This window comes from Paraburkholderia sp. BL25I1N1 (assembly GCF_003002025.1).
Taxonomy (GTDB): Bacteria; Pseudomonadota; Gammaproteobacteria; order Burkholderiales; family Burkholderiaceae; genus Paraburkholderia.
Map to the genome: position 1 here is coordinate 1 of NZ_PVZB01000021.1, position 20,732 is coordinate 20,732.

Genomic DNA, 20,732 nt, shown 5'->3' on the forward strand with positions numbered 1-20,732 from the left:
TCGAGCGCGACGAGCGACGCGTTGCCCCGCGCGAGCGCATCCTGATACGGACGCGGGTCGATACGGAACAACAGATCGCCCTGCTTCACCGCCTGGTTGTCGCGCACCGCCAGTTCGACGATGCGGCCGTTGACCTCCGGCACGACGTCGATCGTGTCCGCGTAGACATAAGCGTCGTCGGTGCGAGGCGTGCGGTCCCACTGCCGGATCACATAGACGAGCAGCAACAGCGTCACCACGACGATCACGATGGCTGGCCATTTTCTTTTCGATGTCTTGCTGGCTGGGGTCGCCATTCATCCACCCGACAAAGATTCAATGTTGGAAGAAGATCAACCAGACAACGAGCGCCAGCAAAGCGACAAGCGTGGGATACACGACGGCGGAAGGTCCCATCAGATGGTCGGGCTGCAAGCGCTTGAGAATCAGATAGATGACGACCGTGAGCACGACGCCCGCGACAATGCAGAACAGCCAGTCGGGAAAGTATGCGCCAAGCACCCCGATGGACGGCGAGTTTGTACACCCTGTAATTGGAATCGCGGCAATCGCGGCCGCGCCGATCGCACGCTTTGAATATCTGCCTCTGGCTGGTGGCATGTGTCGTTTCAAAGTCGACTCTGTGGTTGAAATCAATGTCTCACCTTGCAGATATGCCGATGCCTCTCGCCCCGGATTCGGGTGTTGGGCAGCAAGGGAAACGGCTTCGGGCGCACTAGCGAGCCGCCGCTTGCCTTACATCTCCAACAGCGCGCCGTCGTTCAAGACAGTCTGAAAAAACCCACGGCGCATTTGCAAGGTTCTAGCCCGTGGGTCCGCCCGCCGACAGATGACGGGCGCACCAAATCGACACAATAACGCCGAACAGGCATCCCGGACTATATGAATATGACATGTTGCGATCGTTCTGCTTCCTAGTCAAACTCGGCGTTGAGTGGCCAGAGGATTGCAAGAGGCGACGCAGTGTATCGACCGAGGCGCACTCGCCCTGCGTCACGAAATGTCGAAGCGTTGATTCTGGCTATCGTCATGCAAGCCACTCCCGTGGAAGAAGCTGTCCGAAATGCCGGATTCACCTGGCTTCTGAACGATGAGCGACTGCGATCGCATCGAGCCCCGCCAGCACGAATCGCACAAAATCCTCTGCAAGCGCATCCTTGTCCTTCGCGGCAGCAGGCAATAGCGCAGACTGCATCTGCTTGGGCGCGATCATCATGGCGATGCAGGGCAACACCGTGAACATCACAGCCCGCTGAACCACGGGCGTGGTCGGGTCCAGCCCCAGCACTTCGCCGATCACCTTGAGCAGGAATGCGGCTTTCGGACGCACTGCTTTTTCGATGAGAGCCGGGATGGCTTTCGACGGCGACAGCACTTCGCGCAACATCAGCATGAAGCCCCAAGGCGTACCCGCGCTCGTTGAAAGACCGACGAAACGGCAAAGGATGGCACGCAACTGATCCCTAGGGTCATCGAGGCTCGCGGCAAGCGCCGCTAATTCGTCAAGACCCACGACTTGCCGGTGCGCCTCGACGAGCGCCGCTTCGTAGAGCGCCTCCCTGCTGCCAAAGTGATAGTTCACCGACGCCATCGGTGTGCCCGCGCGCTGGCAAATCTCCTTGCTGGTGGCATCCGCGAAACCGCGTTCGGCGAACACCTGGCCCGCAGTCGCGAGCAGGTGCTGACGGGTCGCCGCGCCGTCGGGGCGCGAGGCCCGCTTAGGCTGCGTCGCGGCTGTTTTTCTCGGACTGGTGGGCATGGTCGAAGGCTTACATTCCTAAAAATACTTTGAATTTGAATTCAAATTCGCATAGTATCCATTCTACTTCATCTGCGTCCGGTCCGCGAACGGACGCGCCGGCATGGAAGGCCGAGTCACCAAGGCAGCCGGATCGCCCTCGCGGGGACCGCAGATCGAACTCATCGCGCGCTTCCTGTCGTGCTGACTCGATCCGCCTGGTGTGCCGAATCGCGGCTCCATAGGATTTTAATTATGTATTACTCACTAAATAAACGCCTCTCAATGGAAGTTCCATCCAACTCCAGGCGAGCGCAACGATTTGCCGGAACCGCACTTTCAGTGCTGCTTCTCGCCCTGCTATCAGCCTGTTCACGGCACGAAACGGCAACTTATCAGGGCTATGTCGAAGGTGAGTTCGTCTATCTCGGCTCAACACAGGCCGGCAAGCTTACGGCGCTATCCGTCTCTCGCGGACAAACGGTCAAGGCGAATGACTCGCTATTTTCCCTTGAGTCTGACGACGAAGCCCACGCACTCGTCCAGGCGCAGCAGCAACTCGCAGCGGCCCGCGCCCAACTCGCCGACATCCGGACCGGCAAGCGCGTGCCCGAGGTCGACGTCAATCGCGCGCAACTGGCGGAGGCCGTCGCCAACGCCCGCAAAGCCGCGCTGCAACTGACGCGCGACGAGGCCCAATACCGCGCAGGTGGCATCGCAAAAGGTCAACTCGACGACTCGCGCGCTAACGCCGACTCGACCGCCGCGCAGGTTCGGGAACTCACCCATCAGGTCGACGTGGCTCGCCTGCCGGCCCGCTCACAACAGATCGTCGGGCAGGAGGCCCAAGTAGCCGCCGCCGATGCCGCCGTCGCGCAGGCCCAATGGAAACTCGATCAGAAACGCGTCGCCGCCCCATCGGAAGGCCTTGTCTATGACACGCTCTATCGCCAGGGTGAATGGGTGGCCGCCGGCAGTCCGGTCGTCCAGATGCTGCCGCCGCAGAACATCAAGGTGCGATTCTTCGTTCCGGAAACGATCGTCGGGCAACTGGCGCTCAATCGCGGCGTGACGCTGCATTGCGACGGCTGCGCGGCCGACGTGCCCGCGAAGATCACTTATGTGTCGAGTCAGGCCGAATACACGCCGCCCGTCATCTATAGCAACGAGAGCCGCGCCAAGCTCGTGTTCATGGTCGAAGCCCACCCCTCGGTTGCGGACGCAACGAAGCTTCATCCGGGCCAACCTGTCTCGGTGGTGCTGCAATGAACGACGACGCCCACCAGTACGTGATCGACGTGCATGACCTGAACAAGCGCTTCGGTAACAAGCACGTTGTCAACAACGTCTCGTTGCAGGTCGGCCGTGGTGAAATCTTCGGTTTTCTCGGGCCGAACGGCAGCGGCAAGACGACCTCAATCCGCCTCATGTGCGGATTGCTCACACCGGATTCGGGCAGCGGCACCTGCCTCGGCTACGACATCGTGCGTGAGAGCGAGCAGATCAAACGCAATGTCGGGTACATGACCCAGCGCTTTTCCTACTGGGAAGACCTGACCATCCGCGAGAATCTCGACTTTGTCGCGCGCATCTACCAGATGCGCAACCGGCGAGAAGCGGTGGATCGCTCGCTGGAATCGCTCGGCCTGCAGACACGCGCGAACCAGTTGACCGGTTCGCTATCGGGCGGCTGGAAGCAGCGGCTCGCGCTGGCCGCCTGTATGTTGCACGAGCCAAAATTGCTGCTGCTCGATGAGCCCACCGCCGGCGTGGATCCCACCGCACGGCGCGACTTCTGGGAAGAATTGCATCGCCTCGCCGCCACCGGCATATCCGTGCTCGTCAGCACCCACTACATGGACGAAGCGGAACGCTGTCACAAGCTCGCTTATATCGCTTACGGGAAGATGCTCGCGCGCGGCACCGCGAGCGAGGTGATCGAATCACAAGGTCTGTCGACGTGGTCCATCCACGGCGAACACCTGAGCAAACTATCCGAGCAGCTTCGCACGACGCCCGGCGTGGACCAGACCGTCGTGTTCGGTTCCGCGCTGCACGTCAGCGGGCGCGACCACGAAGCGCTCGAAACCGCGGTGCGGCACGCGGTTGCCGGAACCTCGCTGCGCATCGAACCGATCGGCACAGGACTCGAAGACGTATTCATCTATCTGATGAGCCATTCGAAGGACAACTTCGGAGCGCAGTCATGAGCAATCGCACCGTCTTCTCTCTGACACGCTGGTGGAGCATCGTCCTCAAGGAGTTTCTTCAGCTAAGGCGCGACCGCGTCACGTTCGGCATGATTGTCGGACTGCCGATCGTCCAGCTTGCACTGTTTGGCTTCGCGATCAATACGGACCCGAAGCATCTGCCGACAGCCGTTATCCTCCACGACCAGAGCGAGTTTTCCCGCAGCTTCGTTGCGGCGATGACGAACTCGGCCTATTTCGATATCGTCGAAATCTTGCCTGACGAAGAGGCCGGGCGCCGCGCGCTCGCCCAGGGCAAGGTGCAATTCGTGCTCAATGTCCCCGTGGATTTCTCGCGCAAACTGCTGCGTGGCGAGCATCCGTCACTGCTGGTCGAAGCCGACGCGACCGATCCCACCGCAACGAACACCGCCGTCGGCGCGCTGCCGAAACTCGTCCAACCGGTCGCGAATAAAGATCTCACGGGTCCGCTCGCACATCTGAACGGCACGCAAAACGCCTTCGACGTGCAGGTTCACAACCTCTACAACCCCGAAGGCGTGACGCAATACAACGTGGTGCCCGGGCTGATGGGCGTGATCCTCACCATGACGCTCGTCATGATGACCGGCCTCGCCGTGACCCGCGAACGCGAGCGCGGCACGATGGAAAACCTGCTCGCCACTCCCGTTCTGCCAATCGAAGTGATGACCGGCAAGATCGTGCCCTATGTCGTCATCGGGCTCATTCAGGCGTCGATCATTCTTGCCGCGACACGTTACGTTTTCCACGTCCCATTTGTCGGCAGCGCATTGGCCATCTATCTCTCGGCGCTACTTTTCATTGCGGCGAATCTGACGGTCGGCATCACGCTTTCTTCGCTCGCACAGAACCAGTTGCAGGCGATGCAGCTTACTGTCTTCTACTTCTTGCCCAACATCCTGCTTTCGGGCTTCATGTTCCCTTTCGCGGGCATGCCGGCGTGGGCACGGTTTATCGGCAACCTCCTGCCGCTGACCTATTTCAACCGGCTGATTCGCGGCATCCTGCTCAAGGGCAATGGTTGGGTCGACCTGTGGCCCTCTGTGTGGCCAATGGCGCTGTTCACCGCGATCGTCATGGCTATTGCATTGCGCTTCTACCGGCGCACGCTCGACTAGGAAAACACGATCATGAAGCCACTTGCTTTCCTCTGTTCACTCGTGCTGTGCGGCTGCGCAGTGGGACCCGACTTTCACGCGCCCGCGGCACCGGACACGCAAATCTACACGCACAAGGCCGAACCGGCACGCACAGTATCGACCGACGGCACCGAGAGTTCCGCCCAAACCTTCACAACAGCGGATGCGCCACTGCCGCTATGGTGGCGCCAATTTCATTCGGCGGAACTAGACCGTCTCGTCGATCAGGCGCTGAGCCGAAGCCCCTCGCTGGCGCAAGCCCGCGCAAAGCTGATCGAGGCGCGCGAAAACTACAATGCGCAGTCGGGCGCGACACGATTTCCGAGCGTCGACGCGAAGATTTCCGGAACGCGTCAACAGGTCGATCTCGCGGCGTTCGGCATCCCGCATGTCGAGAACCCAGGGCCGTTTTCGCTATTCAATGCGTCAGTGACGGTGGCGTATACATTCGACGTTTTCGGCGGCAATCGCCGGGCGCTCGAAGCGACGTTGGCGCAGGTCGACTACGAGGCATTCCAACTGGAGGCAGCGCGCCTGTCCATTGCGGGCAATGTCGTATCGACGGCGGTGCAGCGCGCTTCATTGCAGCGGCAGGTCTTGCTGACACAACGCCTCGCCGACGCGCAGGCGCAGCAACTCGGCATCATGGAAGCACGCCTCGCCGCCGGCGGCGTGTCGCAACTCGACGTAAATAGCCAGCGCACGCTGCTTGCGCAAACGCGCGCGTCGCTGCCGCCGCTCGCCACACAGCTCGCGCAGGCGGATCACCAACTGGCGATCCTGGTGGGCGACGTGCCGTCCAAAGCGGAGTTCGATCGACTCACGCTGGACTCGCTTCATCTGCCAACTGAGATACCCGTCACGCTGCCTTCGTCACTCGCACGGCAACGCCCTGACATTCGCGCCTCTGAAGCGCTGCTGCACCAGGCCAGCGCGAACGTCGGTGTCGCGACCGCGAACCTGTACCCGCAGTTTTCGCTGTCGGCGGGAATCGGCTCTGAACGTACGAGTGTCCAGGACATTGTGAATGGCCTGAATATCTGGAATATCGGCCTGAATCTCACCCAGCCCATTTTTCGTGGTGGCGAGTTGCATGCGAAGAAGCGCGCTGCCCAGGCGGCCTATGACGCTGCGTTCGCGAGCTATCAGCAAACGGTGCTGCAGGCCTTGCAACAGGTTGCGGACGCGCTGACGGCGTTGCGTAACGACGCGCACGAACTGCAAGCTCGCGACGACGCCGCCCGGCAAGCGCAAGTCAACCTCGACATTGCGCGTGCGCAGTATTCGGCGGGTGGCGTCAGCCAGTTCAGCTTGCTCGACACGCAACGTCAGGCGTGGCAGACCGCTCTCGATCAGACGCGCGCGCAGGCGGCCCGGTTAAGCGATACGGCCGCGCTATTTCAATCGCTGGGCAGCAACGAATCCGACTTGACCTTAGGAAGCGCGCGGTAACGGCGGAAGAACTTGCGGACCAGGCCTGACCCTTGGCCGCCGGCCGCTTCTGCTGCGTTGCGGCAACCCGCAACGCAGTTTTATATCACAATGAAATATAATCATGACGGTGCGTTCTTTCGTTTCCTTGGGATTTGGCCGTAATGTGCGGCCTCCTCTAATCTGACACTGCCTTCCATTTTCCTATTCGAACCTTGTCCCGCTACGCTTTCATCCGCTGGCTCGCCAGCTTCGCGCCCCACCCCATGGCTGTCCGATGGCCAGAACGCCTGAGATCGTGTCTCGGCGCATTGCTTGGGATTGCGTTTACCGGCGGGACCATGCACGTCCTTCTCGGACCTGCGGCGAATATTCCGCTGCTCGTCGCGCCAATGGGCGCTTCGGCCGTGCTCCTGTTCGCGGTGCCGGCTAGTCCGCTTGCGCAACCGTGGTCGATTATTGGCGGCAATATCGTCTCTGCTACGGTCGGCGTGGCCTGTGCAAGCTGGATCGGCGATCCGGTGGGCGCCGCCGCTTTGGCCGTCGCGCTCGCGATCTGCGCAATGTTTGCGCTGCGCTGTGTTCACCCGCCGTCAGGCGCGGTTGCGCTGACCGCGGTTCTTGGCGGTCCGGCGGTGCATGCGCTGGGCTATCGCTTTGTGGCCGAGCCGATTGCGATCCAGTCGGTGACACTGCTATGCGCCGCCATCGTCTATCACGCCGCTACCGGACATCGATACCCCCACGTCGCCCAGGCGAGTTCGGTCAAAGGCGCGGGAGCATCGGCTTCGGCGTCGAGCGAAGGTTTCACGCGGGCGGACCTCGAAGCGGTGCTGAGCCGCCGCGGCGAATTGCTCGACATCGACACAGACGATCTGGAATCCCTGCTGCGCGACGTTCAGTTGCAGGCCTATGCGCGCACGTTCAATGAACTGACCTGCGCGGACATCATGTCGCGCTCGCTCGTCGCTGTGTCGGCGACCACGCGTGCTTCCGCCGCATGGAGTCTGTTGAAACGGCGTCATATCAAGGCGCTTCCGGTCACTGACGAGAAGCAGCACGTAATCGGCATCGTGACCCGCGCGGACCTCGTCGGCAAACGCGCGTTCGGCAAAGCGCCCGGCCTGACTTCTCCCGTGCAGCGCTGGTTCAGGCGCAGTGTCACTCCGGCGCCGCTCGTCGGCGCACTGATGAACGTGGACGTTCAGACAGTCGAAGGAACGACGCCCATCGTCGAACTGGTGCCGGTGTTCGCGAACTACGGGCACCACCATATTCCGGTCCTGGACTCGCAACAGCGGCTAGCCGGCATGATCACGCAGGCCGATCTTATTGCGGGACTGTATCGCCAAGCTTACGCCAGGCAGCGGACCGCAGCATAGCCACTGTCGCCGACACAGGGATCGAGTACGGACATACATATCACGTCATGATATAATTCGCGCTTTATCTCTTCCTCCACGGCACTTCGATGAAAACACTCACGCGCGGTTTGACCAAGGCGAACTTCGAGCAACTGTCCGAGTTTCGCTATCAGATGCGGCGCTTCGAGCGTTTTTCCGAGCAGGCTGCTCAGGGCGAAGGCATCACGCCGTTGCAGTATCTGCTGCTTCTGCACATCAAGGGTTATCCGGAGCGCGACTGGGCCACCGTCGGCGAACTTGCGGAACGGCTGCAGGCGCAGCATCACGGCGTGGTTGCGCTCGTGTCCCGCTGCGAGGCGCTCGATCTGGTGCGCAGAAAAGTCAGCGAGACGGATCGCCGCCAGGTCGAGGTTCATTTGCTGAAAGCCGGCGAGCAGGTGCTCGCCCGTCTCGCCGAAATGCATCGTGCCGAATTGAAGTCGCTCAAAGGCGCGTTTAGCGTCCCCCAGATCGATATTTGAGTCGCCATGAGTCTTGACCACCACAAACGCGATTTTTCCGTCAACGCGAGGCTTCCCGGCATTTCCGCGCTCGCCGCGGGGATCGGCGCGCTCAGCACGCTCGCGGCGTTCGTGCTGCTGAGCCTGATTCATCTGTTCACCAATCTGTTTTTCTTCCAGCAGTTTTCGTTTGCGGACCGCTCACCGGCCGTCAATACGTTGGGTGTCTGGGTGGTGGTCATCCCTGTGATCGGCGGCCTGATCGTCGGTCTCATGGCGCGCTACGGCTCTGAGAAGATTCGCGGTCACGGCATTCCCGAAGCGATTGAAGCCATCCTGTTCGGCAAGAGCCGCATGTCGCCGAAGGTGGCGATTCTCAAACCGCTCTCGTCAGGCATCGTGATCGGCAGCGGCGGCCCGTTCGGCGCGGAAGGCCCGATCATCATGACAGGCGGCGCGCTCGGGTCGCTGATCGCGCAGTGTGTGAAGGTCACGTCCGCGGAGCGCAAGACGCTGCTGGTGGCCGGTGCGGCGGCGGGCATGACGGCGGTGTTCGGCACGCCAGTGGCTGCCGTGCTGCTGGCGGTCGAACTGCTGCTGTTCGAATGGCGCCCGCGCAGTTTTCTGCCGGTCGCGCTCGCATGTGCCGTCGCGGGTTTTGCGCGTGCGGCGTTGTTCGGCAACGGCCCGCTCTTTCCGCTTGAAACGGCGCCGCCCGGCGCGCTATCGCTGCTGTCCTGCGTCATCGCCGGCTTGCTGTCCGGTGCGCTCGCCTCGGGCTTGTCGGCCGCACTTTATAAAGTCGAGGACCTGTTCGGCAAGCTGCCAATCCACTGGATGTGGTGGCCCGCGCTCGGCGGACTTGTCGTCGGCATTGGCGGCTTTCTCGAACCGCGCGCGCTGGGCGTCGGTTACGACGTGATCGGCGATCTGCTGCATCAGCACATTGCCATCCAGATCGCGTTGGCGATCCTCATCGTGAAGGCGGTCATCTGGGTCGTCGCGCTCGGCTCGGGTACCTCGGGCGGCGTCCTTGCTCCGCTGCTCATGCTGGGCGCGGGACTCGGCGTCCTGCTCGGCCACGTGCTGCCGGGCGGCGAACCCGCGCTGTGGCCGCTCGTCTGCATGGCGGCCACGCTCGGCGCCACGTTGGGCGCGCCGTTGACCGCCATCGTGTTCGCATTCGGCCTCACGCACGACAGTAACGCGCTATTGCCGCTGCTCGCCGCGACACTGATCGCGCATGGGTTCGCAACGGTCGTCATGAAGCGCTCCATCATGACCGAGAAAATTGCCCGGCGCGGTTATCACATTTACCGCGAATACGGCGTCGACCCACTCGAGCGCCACCATGTCGACGAGGTGATGTCGCGCGCGGTCAAGACGATCGATGGCAGCATGTCCGTGGCAGAAGCGCTAGCAACGTACTTCGGTGCGACGCAGACACATCGCGCCTATCCGGTCGTGCATCAGGGCGCGCTGTTGGGCGTCGTCGATCGCGCGACGCTGGAGACAATCCGCGGTGGCGACGCGCACAGTACGCTCGACTCGCAACTCGCCGATGTATTGCGACACCGTTCGGCCACTTTCGCGCTGCCCGGTGAAACGTGCCGTCTCGTCGCAACACGGCTTGCGGTGCACGGTCTCGAACGTTTGCCCGTGGTTGCGGATTCCACCACGTTGCAATTAATCGGGATTGTGTCGCGCAGCGATCTGATCAAACCGTCTCTTGCGCATTTCGACGAAGAGCACAAGAAAGAGCGCTTCCGGCGTTTGCGGGTGCACACCGGCAAGCGGCACTTCCCGCCGGTTCCGTAAGCCACACGATCGGCAAGCAATTCTTCCGTGCCCCTTCCCAGAGGCGCATCCGGAGGCGACACGGATGCCACCGCCAACAGCATCCGATAGCAGTTCTGCCATTTCCTCATGTCCGACTCCCTTGCCTGCACGCAGAAGCGCCCGCGCATTCAACACGGCACGGCCGCATCGCCTGGGGATACCCCTACGTTTTCCGCCACTTCCCGTCGATCTGTCTTGATTCGACTGCAGGATGGCGGTTTCGCGCGCTATGCCAGTGTATTGCGTTGACAATACAGGGTGTTACGCTCACCAAAGCAGCCTTCGCGGTAATGAGCCGCCGTCCAGCGGCAAAATTAGCAGGCATAGAACACACCGCGAAGCGCCATTGCCTACGAAAGGCGAAACATCGCTGCGGGAGAGACTGCGATGCAAATCAAAACATATACCCTACTGACGCTATTGGCGTTTAGCAGTGCTGCTTTCGCATGGCAGCCGCTCACTTATCCAATCCGAAGTCAAAGCCCTTATCAGCGCAGCGTCGATTCCGCGATGTGCTATGCGACGGCGAACAAACAGACTAAGGTCAACATCGTCCGCGAGCCGCAGATTCCACCGCGCAAGCCGGCTGCCACCAAGACTTCGTCGACCGGCGCGCCGTCGCGGCCGCCGTTGCCGTCCAGCACTTTCTCGTCCGCGCCAATCGGCGAGAGCATGCCGGTCGCCGCCGCGCCGGGCGCGAGTGCGCCCGTAGCGACCACGGCGGCGACAGCGAAGGGGGCTTCGGCCGCCACGGCGGCGAGCGCGACATCGGCGGACACCACGACTACGGCCGCCACGGCGGGATCGGCGACGACCGCGGGCAACAGCGCCTCGGAAACGGCAGCCGCGAGCGCGGCGCAGACGGCTGCGGCGTCCAGCGTGAAGCTGCCGCCTCTGCCGGCGCCCGAGCCGCCCATGACACAGTACTGGGCCGCGTATGGCGCGTGCATGCAAGCGCGGGGTTACGTAGTCGCACAGTAACCCTGCTTGCAAGCCTCGTTACGGTGCCTTGTTTTTTCTGATTGTGGCGCCGGCATTCGACGCCCCTTTGCGACACGGCGATGCTTAGCGACTTTACTTCCGATCAGCACGATCCCTTCCGATGCGGGCACTGCGGTGTCCCGCTAGCCGGTCGCTTCACGCCCTGTCCTTCGTGCCATCGGCGTCCAGCCGATTCGTTCGGCGCGCGTCCGGCGCCGCCTGCCTCGCTCAAAGTCCCGCTGAACGGTCAATTGGACGACTCGCAGCCGCTCGTCGACAGCCGTCTGCCGGCACGCAAAATCTGGAATCCGTCCTCGCGCGCACTGGTCAATCCCTACGAGTTCGTCGAGAAGCCCGAGGTCGCCGTATCCGCCTATCAGCGGCTGCGCCAGCCCCTCGTGCTGGGCGCTTCGGTGCTGGTGGTGACGTGCGGCGTGTACCTGGGTTTCATCCATAGCAACGACTCGAATGTCGGCACGCCAATCGCTGTGTCCGGCAAGGTGCGGACACAAAATGTCGCGCCGCTCGTCGCCATTCCGCAGAAGCCGGCGGCCACCGTCGCGCAGCGGCCCACGCCCGCCGCGCAGCAGAAGCCCGCGATTGTCGCTGTTCAGAAGCCTGCCGCCGTCACCGTCCAGAAACCCGCCGCTGCCGTCGGCCAGAAACCGGCCACGGTCGTCGCCCAGACGCCCGCTACCGCGCCGCCTGCCGCCGCGCAGAAACCTGCCGTGGCAGTCGTCGCACCGCGCGCCACGACTGCCACGGCCGTCGCCGCCGTGCGGTCCGCTCCCGTGCGTTCGCCGCCGATTGCGCCGCCGATTGCGCCGCCGGCCGCTTCGCCACCGCTCTCGCGCCGCGTCGCATCCGTGGAACCCGAGGCGAAGCGCAATCCGGGCGGACAGTCAGGCAACCCACCGGAACAACCGCGCGCCGATGTGTCGCGGCATCTCAAAGCCGCACGGGCCAATCTGCAGCGCAACAACCTATCGGCGACCCGAGCGCGCCTTGCGGCGGTCATCGCCGCGCAACCGGACAATCGCGACGCGTTAAACCTGCGCTCCATGCTGAGCACGCGCGAACAGCAGCGCGACGCGCTATTGAGCCTCGCAAGAGGCTGCGGATATATCGCGCGATGGACATGCGTCTCGCACAATGCCGGCACCGCGCTGCAGATCGATTCGAGCAGCAAGGAAGCACAGCGTCTCGTGACACTCGCGCAGCGCGAAACGGAACTCCAGATTCCGCCGCCCGCGGAGCCCGCACCCGAGCCGGCGCCCGAGACGCGTGACGTGAGCACCCATCATTGATGTCAGCGCTGCGCGCGGCGGGCAATGAATCAGTGACAACAGGAACAGGCGCGCCATGCGCCGCGCTAGCGGGCCGACACGGCCAGACCCACCTGATGCGCGATCGCGCGATAGCGGTCGGCGGTATCCCTGAGCGTCAGGCCGGCCAGCGAGCGTTGCGCCCGCGCCTGCCCTAGCGCAACAATCACCGCCTCGGCATAGCACTGCACGTTGGCGGTATCGACCAGTTGGACGCCCGGAAATCCGCTCGCGAAAGCGAAAGCCGGAATCTTGCTCGCGACGATCGGCACACCGGATGCGAGCGCCTCGAGAAACGCCACGCTGTGCGCCTCGGATTGCGACGGCATGACGAACACGTTCGACTCCGACAGCACCGTGGCGACATCGGTGCGCGGGCCCGCCACCGCGACACGCTCCGCGATGCCCAACGTCTGCGCCAGCGCGATGACCGCGCGCCAGTAGTCGGTGTCTTCGATCACGCCGTACAACACGAGCCGCGCGTCTTTCTCGCGCATGAGTACTTCGCTGAAAGCACGCACCGTCAGCAGTTGATTCTTCACTGCGGCGTACCGACCGATCTGCACCACCTGCGGCGCGCGGCCGTCGCGTTCCACGCCGTCGGTGAATGCGAAGCGCGCCAGATCCACGCCGTTCGGCACCACGGTCATCGAAGGATGCGGCCCGATGGCCTGCACGTAATCCGTCACGCCCTGCTCGGACACACCGATCACCATTCGCGCGCGTCCCGACAGAACATGTTCGATGCGCCTGAACAGCGGGCGCTCGAAGTCGTTGGTCGCCGAATGCATGACGTAGACCACCGGTACACGCAGCGGCAACGCGCGCGCGTAAAACGACGGAATGGTCGCGTGCGCAAAGATCACATCCGGATGAAAACGCCGCACCGCTCCGAACAAATGGCACAGCTTGATGAGCGAACGATGGCGCAGCTCTGGAAAGAAGCACTGCACGCCGTGGCTTTCCAACTCGTTCTGCAAGGGTGCGAAATCGGCGTGCGCCGGCAACAGCGAAGCCACGCACACCGCCATGCCCTCGGCGCACTGATCGAGCGCAAGGTCTCTGGCCAGAACTTCTGCTCCTGACAGACGCGGCGCAAGAACCAGGTGAAAGACGCGCATCACGACGTCCTTGCCGTCAACGTCCTGAACAGCATCCACGCGGCGGCGCAGCCAAGGCCGAGCGTCATGGACCACGCAATGCCTGTCACGCCCCAATAGTGCACCGCGGGCGGCGCGCTCAACAGCAGCACCACCACCTGAATCGCCGACGCATGCACGGTCGCCTTCGCGTCGCCCACCGCGCGCAGATAGGCTACCAGCACGGCGATCAACGCGCCGATCGCCATGTTGATCACGAGGATCCTGAAGAGCGGCACCGCCGGCAGCCATGCGGCGCCGAGTATCAGCGAGAAGAGCGGCTCGGCGATCAGCCTGAGCAACGTGACGAAAGCCGCGAGCCCGAGCGCGATCACCAGTAAATAAATCTTGATGATGCGCGAGGCCGACTGCGGACTGTGGCGATGATGCGCCGCGAAGGTCGGAAAGAGGTATTGCGACATGGCGATCGCGGCGTCGGCGAGCAGCATCTGCGCGAGCCGCGACGACATCTGATAGCTGCCCAGTTGCGCCGGCCCGAGCAGTTTGCCGACCACGACCTTGTCGAACTGATTGAGCAGCAGATTGATCACACTACTGGCCCAGATCCAGCGGCTGAACCCGACATAGTGGCCGATCCCCGACCACACGGCGCGGATCGGCGGACGCGGTTTCATGGTCGCCCAGGTCAACGAGCTTTTCAGGCTTTCGCCGGCTACGAGGCCGATCAGTACCGACGACGCACCCGCGCCGAAATACGCAAGCGCGAGTCCGACCGCGCAATCGACGAACGACGCCGCCACCTCCACGCCCGCGATGTGCTGGAAGCGCCGCTCGCGCTGCACCACGTAATAAGCCGGCGACGCCAGACCGCGCAGCAACGGCAGCAGCGCCGCGAGCTGGATCAGGATCAGCGAGCCGTTCAGGTGGAACTGGCTGCTCAGCAGTGGGGCGAGCGCGACCAGCAGCAGCGAGATGAGCACGCCTCGCGCCGTCAATGTGGTCCACACCGCGCCGAGTTGCGAGCGCGAAGGTGGATGTTCGCCTTGAATGACCGCTTGCGCGAGGCCGGTATCGGACAGCGCTTCCGCAATCGCCACCGCAAGCAGAGCCACGCTCACGCTACCGACTGCCGCCGGTCCGAGCATCCGGCCAATCGCAAGAAATTTGATCGCTACAAGTCCACGCACGGCGAACTGTTGGAGCAGGACCCACGTCGCCGCACTCGCGCCGAAGCTGCCCGCCACCGAGAACGCCGGAAGCCTGATCGCCCGCAAGCTATCTCTCCGTCGAATCGGAGCGCCGTTGAATCCGCCGCGCGCAGAGCGATTTCGTGGATCGCCCTGCGAACGCCGCCAGCGCATGATTTGTTAGGTTGCGCCAGCAAGCTGGCGAGTTTTTTCGTCGAATTTCATACACGACCATACCGCGAGAGAATCGCCCACAACCGCCATCAGCTAGGCCGGTTCGGCCTAAGGCGACGGCCCCTAGTACGCTGAACCACAAAGCCGGACAAATTAGTAGTTACACGGATTCCAGCGATGCTAACGTTGTTCAGCCAGCGCCATGCGAGAAGTGGCGCTCGGGTACTTATTTCAGCAACGCAAATGGTTACCGACGCAATGGAACAAGACTACGTCCTGATCGTGGAACCGAATCTCACCGGCCACCGCTGGCGATACGCCGAGTGGATCATGCAGGCCTGTGCGGACGCCGGCTATCCGTGCATGCTCGTGACCGAGTGCGCCAACGAAGATCACCGGCTCGCAAGACAGATCACCGCCGCCAACCGCCCGGATCAGCAGATCGCTTTCGTCGATCCGGAGGAGCGGCCCCGCAACCGCCTGCCCGACCCAAACGAATACTGGCGCTTTCACCGCTATTTCAAGCGCGTGCATACGATCATCACCCGCATGCAGTCGATCCGGCTCGTGGTCGTCCCCTACGTCGATTACTTTTTCTATTCGCTGCCTTTTCTCGGCTCGCCTTTCGGCAAGACGCCATGGATCGGCATCACCATGCGCTCCACATTCCATCATCACAAGGTCGGCATCAAAGCGCCCGATCGTCCGGTCGTCAATGCGATCAAGGCGCTGCTCTTCAAGCGCGCGATCCGCACCACCGGCCTGCGCACGCTGCTGACGATCGATCCGACCTTGCCGGAATGGTCGGCGCGCAGCCCGTCGAAGCACAGCGCGGCGATCGCCTACGTGGCCGACCCGTTTCCCGATGAGCACGCGGAAAACCCCGTGCTGGCCCGCGAGCGTCTAGGGCTCGATCCCGGGCAGCGCTATCTGCTGGTGTACGGCGCGATCACGGAACGCAAGGGCATCTACGAACTGGTGCATGCGCTGACGCGTCTCGAGCATGCGCCCACGCTGATCGTCGCCGGCGAGCAGGATGCGGGCACGCGTCATTTCATGCGCAATCACGTGCGCAGCCTCAATCCCGCGCCGCTGGTACTCGACGCCTTCATTTCCAACGATATGGAACGCGATCTGTTCTCCGCGTGCGACGCGGTCTGGCTCGGCTATAAGGGGCACTACGGCATGAGTGGCGTGCTGGTCCAGGCCTACCGTTTCGGCAAGCCGGTGATCGCAACTGAAGACGGTTTGATCGGCTGGTTCAGCCGGCGCTGCGAACTGGGGCCGATTCTGAGCGACCTGAGTTCCGCGTCGATCGGCCGTGCGATCACCGAGACCATGACGTCCTGGCCGCACACCGCTCAGGCCATGCCCTCCGCGCGTGAAGACCTGCTGTCACGACATACGCTCGGGCAATTCAAGCAGACCTTGTTGCAGCAGATGGCTTGAATCAGCAGACAGCAGGCTCTTCAAACAAAACGAGGCGTCCATCAGTGCGATGGACGCCTCGTCACTTGTGACGTCGGTTTATGGCTGCATACGCGAGTAAGCGGCCGCATGCGCTTGCATGCTCAGGATAACTGCCCACCGGCAGCAGCAGCAGGCACCTCCTCGCGCACCGAGCTGCTGCGCTTTTCGGGGAACAGCGCGTTGCGCATCAGCAGGAACGGATACTCGACGGCGCGTGTGGTCACATAGCCGATTGCGATCGCGATCGCAAACTGCGTCGCGATCGCGACGACCCAGATGAGACTCGGCGTGAGACCCAGCGCGGTCGCTTTCCGGATCAGCATGTCGCCGGGCGCGAGCGCGAGCGAATGCCACAAGTAAATACCGTACGAATACAGGCCGATCCACGCTACGCCACGATAAATCCACGACGTACGCAACGATCCCGAGTATTCGAGCACCAGCACGATCAGCGCGGCGAATCCGAGCGCCTGGATCGTGTAGCCGATGCTTTCGTCCAGCGCGAGGTTTTTGGTGGCGAATGCGAGCCACGCGCAGAGCAGGACGACGCTAAAAATCAGCAGCCACTTGCGCTTCGCGAGTTGATGATAGACGCCGGGTTTCATCCAGTAGATCGCGGAAAGAATCACGCCCACCAGCAGGCTGTCGATGCGGTATTGCGTGTAAGCAAAGGCGCCGTCCAGATTGCCGCCCGCCACCGCGAAGCAGCGCGCTGTGAGCACCACCGCGCAGATGCCGGTGAGCACGCTGACGATCGTCCACGCGCCGAGACGCCAGCGCGAGAACATGAGCAGAAGCGCCGGCAGCACCAGATAAAAGTGTTCTTCGACGGCGAGGCTCCAGGTCTGCGTAATCGACGTGCCGAGGTAGTTCTGCAAGTGCGTCAGGTTCTGGACGAGGAAGGTATTCCACGGGTGGCGTCCGGCCAGCACATGGAAGGCGATCAGCACGTAATACGCGGGCCAGATGCGGAAAATCCGCCGGATGATAAAGCGCCGGGCATCGACATGGCCGGTTTCGGCGTACTGTCGAAGCAGCAGGCCGCCCACCAGAAAGCCGCTCAACGTGAAGAACAGGTTCACGCCTTCGCGGCCGAAACTCTTCAGTGGGTACTCAATAATCTGGATGAGGTAATTGCCGGTATGAACCGCATGAAAGTGAAAGCCCATCACCATGATGATGGCGATGCCGCGGACGAAGTCGAGTTCGATCGCCCGTCCGGCTTTTGCGGGTCCCGCCCCGCCGAATAACTTCATGCTGTTCCCCTCGGTCGTCTCTCTCGCAAGGCACGCGGCCCTTTTTGCATATTCGGTGTCGGCAAGCGTGCGTGCGCGCCAACTTCAAGGCATTCACCGACAACCTGCGCAAGTGTGCGCGCGTCTTGCAGAGCTTACGCTTTCCGCTAACGCCTAAACCCAGGCATTGTTCGACGAATGCGGCCCAGCCAACTAACAGGCGTAGCGATTCCTTCAAAATAACCCGATGCGAGACCGTCCGCTATAGACCGCGGCGAATCTACGGCGACGGGGAGGGAATCGTTAATGCGCCATCAGTATGCAACGCCCTGGATATGGTTTTTTTTGCTGCCGCTTGCTTTCGACTATAAGGCGACGGACGCGAATACGGGTCACTTTGCGCAGTTCATCTTCGTGCTGCCGGCGATCGCCGCGGGTATTGCTCTCCTTCTCATCGCGCCGCGCTTTCATGAACGCTCGCGGCTGCGCTCGATCGTCACGTGGAGCGTGATCCTGTGCGTGTTCGGCAGCATCGTCGCGCAGCTGGTTCAGGATAACGACACCGGCAACTATCTGCGCGTGCTGCTGCCGTTCATTCTCTTCATGCTGGGCTATCTCGTGGCGTGCCGCCCGTGGAGCGAGTTTCGCATCGCCCAGTTCGAAAAAGCCCTGTTTGTCGCGAACGTCATCAGCCTGCTGTTCACCCTGGTCTACGGCATGGCGACGGGCGGCGGTCTCGACGACGTGCGCTTCCGTATCCTCTCCGTGACGTTGCTGGGTCTGCAAGGCGTATTGCTGCACGAATTCATCGTGGCAAAGCGTTATTCGCTTTTCACGGTATCGATTTTCGCCCTGAGCGTGATCATCGAATTGCTGAGCGTGACCCGCAGCGTGATGGTCGGCACGGTGCTGCTATTCCTGATCGCGATGGGCCTGAGCGCGCCGTCGATCCGGCATATCTGGCGCGCGATGAGCCGCACTGTGATCATTGGTGCGGTGCTCGCCGGCGTGGCCGGCGCCGCGGCCCTGGCTTTCCCGACCGTCGCCGAGCACTGGGCGCAGCGCATCTTCTTCTCCGAAGAAACCCGCTCCGGCAAGGATCCGACCACGATCACGCGTCTCGCGGAAATGCGCGACCAGTACGATCAGGTAACCGCGGAGCCGACGACCTTGCTGTTCGGCGAAGGCTACGGCCACTACTACCGCTACTCGCCGGTCTATCTGCCTGACCTTGCCGGCCAGATCAGCGAGAAAGACTTTTACGCGATCAACGAATGGGCTGCGGGCCACAACTTCTGGGTCTATCAGTTGTTCGCGGGCGGACTTCTGTTCGGCATTGGCATGCCGTTGGCCACGCTCGCCGCGCTGGCGGTCTGCTTCTTCTCGTATCGCTACTGGCGCTCAGTCGTGCCCGACGCGCCGATGCTGCCGGTGCTCGGGCGCGCCATCATGCTGTTTGCCGCGTTGCCGGCCACGTCGATCGGCGGCAATCCACTCGGGCCGCGTTTTTCCGGGCTGATTTTCGGTGTCGCGCTCGGCCTGATGATCGCCACGCACGCGCGTTTGCAGCGTGCGCTGCCGGCACGCGCACGGCGCTTCCGCAGCCCGCCGTCTGTGCGTCCGGAAGCGATGCCGGAGTTGCCCGGCCGGATCCAGCCGGGCATGGGCCGCGCCGACCTTCCGTCGACGCTCGGCGTATCGCGCACCGCGAGTTCCGCATCCGAAACGGGCCAGTTCGGCGCCCTCGTCCCGCATTCGCCGCCCAGACATCGCTCCAACCGACCGAATATCGCCCGATGAAGATCCTCCACCTGCTAGCAAGCGTCGACCCACGCGCCGGCGGTCCCGTTGAAGGCGTTCGCCGCAGCGGCCTGGCTATGCGCGAAGCCGGCCACGAGATCGAAGTGGCGACTTGCGACGCGCCCCGCGACGCCTTTCTTGCGTCCTTCCCCTTTCCGGTCCATGTCTTCGGCCCGACCAAAGGCCGCTACAGCTTCAGCGAACGCCTCGCGCCGTGGCTCGCCGCCAACGCGAAGCGCTATGACGCCGTGATCGTGCACGGCCTGTGGCAATACCACGGCTTCGCGGCATGGAAAGCGCTGCACAGGAGCGAGGTGCCGTACTACGTGTATGTGCACGGCATGCTGGACCCGTGGTTCAAGGAGGCTTACCCGCTCAAGCATCTGAAGAAATGGCTGTATTGGCCGTGGGCGGAGTATCGCGTACTGCGCGACGCGCGCGCTGTCATCTTCACGACTGAGGAAGAACGCACGCGCGCACGCAAGTCGTTCTGGCTGTACCGCGCGCATGAACGGATCGTGCCGTTCGGCACGACGGTGCCGCAACTCGAAGCGGCGCCACTGCGCGAAGCGTTCCTGCAGGCCATACCGAGCCTGCGCGGCAAACGCATCGTGCTGTTTCTCGGCCGCGTCCACGCGAAGAAAGGCTGCGATCTGCTGATCGATGCTTTCGCACGCATTGCCCGTCGCGATCCGGCGCTGCACCTCGTGATCGCCGGTCCGGATGAAACCGGCTGGGCCTCGACGCTGCGCACCCAGGCGCAGGCGGCCGGCATCGCGCATCGCGTGAGCCTGCCGGGCATGCTTCAGGGCGAACTCAAGTGGGGCGCTTTTCATGCGAGCGACGTGTTCGTTCTGCCGTCGCATCAGGAGAATTTCGGCGTGGCGGTGGCCGAGGCGCTGGGCTGCGGATTGCCGGCGCTGATCTCCGATAAAGTCAACGTGTGGCGCGAAATCGAAGCGGACGGCGCGGGGATGGTGGCCGCGGATACCGTCGACGGCACGGAAAAGAATCTGACGCGCTGGCTCGAACTGGACGATGCGGCTCGCGCGGCGATGCGCGCGCAGGCGGCCGAGACCTTCAGCGCGCGCTTCCGTGTCGAGACTATGGTCAGCGCGCTGACCGCTCTGCTCGAAGCCAGGGGCGGCCACGACGACGCGCGCAACAACGACAGCACGCTCACCACGCTGCGCGAAACGACCCAGCCAACTCACTGAC

At 62.8% G+C, this 20,732-nt stretch carries 18 protein-coding genes; 12 read left to right on the forward strand and 6 right to left on the reverse strand.

Features of this window, described 5'->3' with window-relative positions:
• The 3 genes from B0G73_RS27845 to B0G73_RS27860 all read right to left on the reverse strand — a co-directional run.
• On the reverse strand, window positions 1-296 hold a 296-nt coding region (locus B0G73_RS27845), incomplete at its 3' end, for a biotin/lipoyl-binding protein (RefSeq protein WP_146144243.1).
• Window positions 297-315: 19 nt separating this feature from the next.
• Window positions 316-600, reverse strand: coding sequence for a YtcA family lipoprotein (locus B0G73_RS27850; RefSeq protein WP_106284402.1), 285 nt, complete (start codon window positions 598-600; stop codon window positions 316-318).
• A 472-nt stretch (window positions 601-1,072) separates the two neighbouring features.
• A complete protein-coding gene (locus tag B0G73_RS27860) occupies window positions 1,073-1,759 on the reverse strand; it encodes a TetR/AcrR family transcriptional regulator (protein ID WP_106284403.1) in 687 nt (228 codons plus the stop codon).
• 264 nt (window positions 1,760-2,023) lie between these two features.
• Between B0G73_RS27860 and B0G73_RS27865 the strand changes: the two genes are divergently transcribed.
• The 9 genes from B0G73_RS27865 (at window position 2,024) to B0G73_RS27905 (ending at window position 12,530) form a co-directional block, all read left to right on the forward strand.
• On the forward strand, window positions 2,024-3,007 hold the full coding sequence (locus B0G73_RS27865) for an HlyD family secretion protein (RefSeq protein WP_106284404.1): 984 nt from the start codon (window positions 2,024-2,026) through the stop codon (window positions 3,005-3,007).
• Window positions 3,004-3,948 carry an ABC transporter ATP-binding protein gene (locus B0G73_RS27870; protein ID WP_106284405.1) on the forward strand — a complete coding sequence of 315 codons (945 nt, stop codon included), beginning with the start codon at window positions 3,004-3,006 and terminating at the stop codon, window positions 3,946-3,948. The genes B0G73_RS27865 and B0G73_RS27870 overlap by 4 nt, the downstream gene beginning before the upstream one ends.
• The gene (locus B0G73_RS27875) at window positions 3,945-5,087 is read left to right on the forward strand and encodes an ABC transporter permease (RefSeq protein ID WP_106284406.1); all 1,143 of its coding nucleotides are present in this window, start codon (window positions 3,945-3,947) and stop codon (window positions 5,085-5,087) included. The genes B0G73_RS27870 and B0G73_RS27875 overlap by 4 nt, the downstream gene beginning before the upstream one ends.
• Before the next feature lie 12 nt (window positions 5,088-5,099).
• On the forward strand, window positions 5,100-6,560 hold the full coding sequence (locus B0G73_RS27880; protein WP_106284407.1) for an efflux transporter outer membrane subunit: 1,461 nt from the start codon (window positions 5,100-5,102) through the stop codon (window positions 6,558-6,560).
• Window positions 6,561-6,754: 194 nt separating this feature from the next.
• On the forward strand, window positions 6,755-7,921 hold the full coding sequence (locus tag B0G73_RS27885; protein WP_181196657.1) for an HPP family protein: 1,167 nt from the start codon (window positions 6,755-6,757) through the stop codon (window positions 7,919-7,921).
• Window positions 7,922-8,010: 89 nt separating this feature from the next.
• Window positions 8,011-8,424, forward strand: a complete 414-nt coding sequence (locus B0G73_RS27890) for a MarR family winged helix-turn-helix transcriptional regulator (protein ID WP_106284409.1) — start codon at window positions 8,011-8,013, stop codon at window positions 8,422-8,424.
• A gap of 6 nt (window positions 8,425-8,430) precedes the next feature.
• Window positions 8,431-10,221, forward strand: coding sequence for a chloride channel protein (locus B0G73_RS27895; RefSeq protein WP_106284410.1), 1,791 nt, complete (start codon window positions 8,431-8,433; stop codon window positions 10,219-10,221).
• A gap of 408 nt (window positions 10,222-10,629) precedes the next feature.
• Window positions 10,630-11,223 carry a hypothetical protein gene (locus B0G73_RS41420; RefSeq protein ID WP_106284411.1) on the forward strand — a complete coding sequence of 198 codons (594 nt, stop codon included), beginning with the start codon at window positions 10,630-10,632 and terminating at the stop codon, window positions 11,221-11,223.
• A 251-nt stretch (window positions 11,224-11,474) separates the two neighbouring features.
• Window positions 11,475-12,530: a hypothetical protein gene (locus B0G73_RS27905; RefSeq protein ID WP_258193561.1), complete on the forward strand. Its 1,056-nt coding sequence runs from the start codon at window positions 11,475-11,477 to the stop codon at window positions 12,528-12,530.
• A 65-nt stretch (window positions 12,531-12,595) separates the two neighbouring features.
• On the opposite strand, the gene B0G73_RS27910 is transcribed toward B0G73_RS27905, so the two are convergent.
• Both B0G73_RS27910 and B0G73_RS27915 read right to left on the reverse strand, forming a co-directional pair.
• The gene (locus B0G73_RS27910; RefSeq protein WP_106284413.1) at window positions 12,596-13,669 is read right to left on the reverse strand and encodes a glycosyltransferase family 4 protein; all 1,074 of its coding nucleotides are present in this window, start codon (window positions 13,667-13,669) and stop codon (window positions 12,596-12,598) included.
• A complete protein-coding gene (locus B0G73_RS27915; RefSeq protein ID WP_106284414.1) occupies window positions 13,669-14,922 on the reverse strand; it encodes an oligosaccharide flippase family protein in 1,254 nt (417 codons plus the stop codon). Before B0G73_RS27915 ends, B0G73_RS27910 begins: the two co-directional genes overlap by 1 nt.
• 330 nt (window positions 14,923-15,252) lie before the next feature.
• On the opposite strand from B0G73_RS27915, the gene B0G73_RS27920 reads away from it, so the two are divergent.
• Window positions 15,253-16,458, forward strand: coding sequence for a glycosyltransferase (locus tag B0G73_RS27920; RefSeq protein WP_106284415.1), 1,206 nt, complete (start codon window positions 15,253-15,255; stop codon window positions 16,456-16,458).
• A 122-nt stretch (window positions 16,459-16,580) separates the two neighbouring features.
• On the opposite strand, the gene B0G73_RS27925 is transcribed toward B0G73_RS27920, so the two are convergent.
• Window positions 16,581-17,735: an acyltransferase gene (locus tag B0G73_RS27925; RefSeq protein ID WP_106284416.1), complete on the reverse strand. Its 1,155-nt coding sequence runs from the start codon at window positions 17,733-17,735 to the stop codon at window positions 16,581-16,583.
• A gap of 285 nt (window positions 17,736-18,020) precedes the next feature.
• On the opposite strand from B0G73_RS27925, the gene B0G73_RS27930 reads away from it, so the two are divergent.
• On the forward strand, window positions 18,021-19,514 hold the full coding sequence (locus B0G73_RS27930; RefSeq protein ID WP_106284417.1) for a hypothetical protein: 1,494 nt from the start codon (window positions 18,021-18,023) through the stop codon (window positions 19,512-19,514).
• A complete protein-coding gene (locus tag B0G73_RS27935; protein WP_106284418.1) occupies window positions 19,511-20,731 on the forward strand; it encodes a glycosyltransferase in 1,221 nt (406 codons plus the stop codon). Before B0G73_RS27930 ends, B0G73_RS27935 begins: the two co-directional genes overlap by 4 nt.
• Window position 20,732 lies beyond the last annotated feature (1 nt).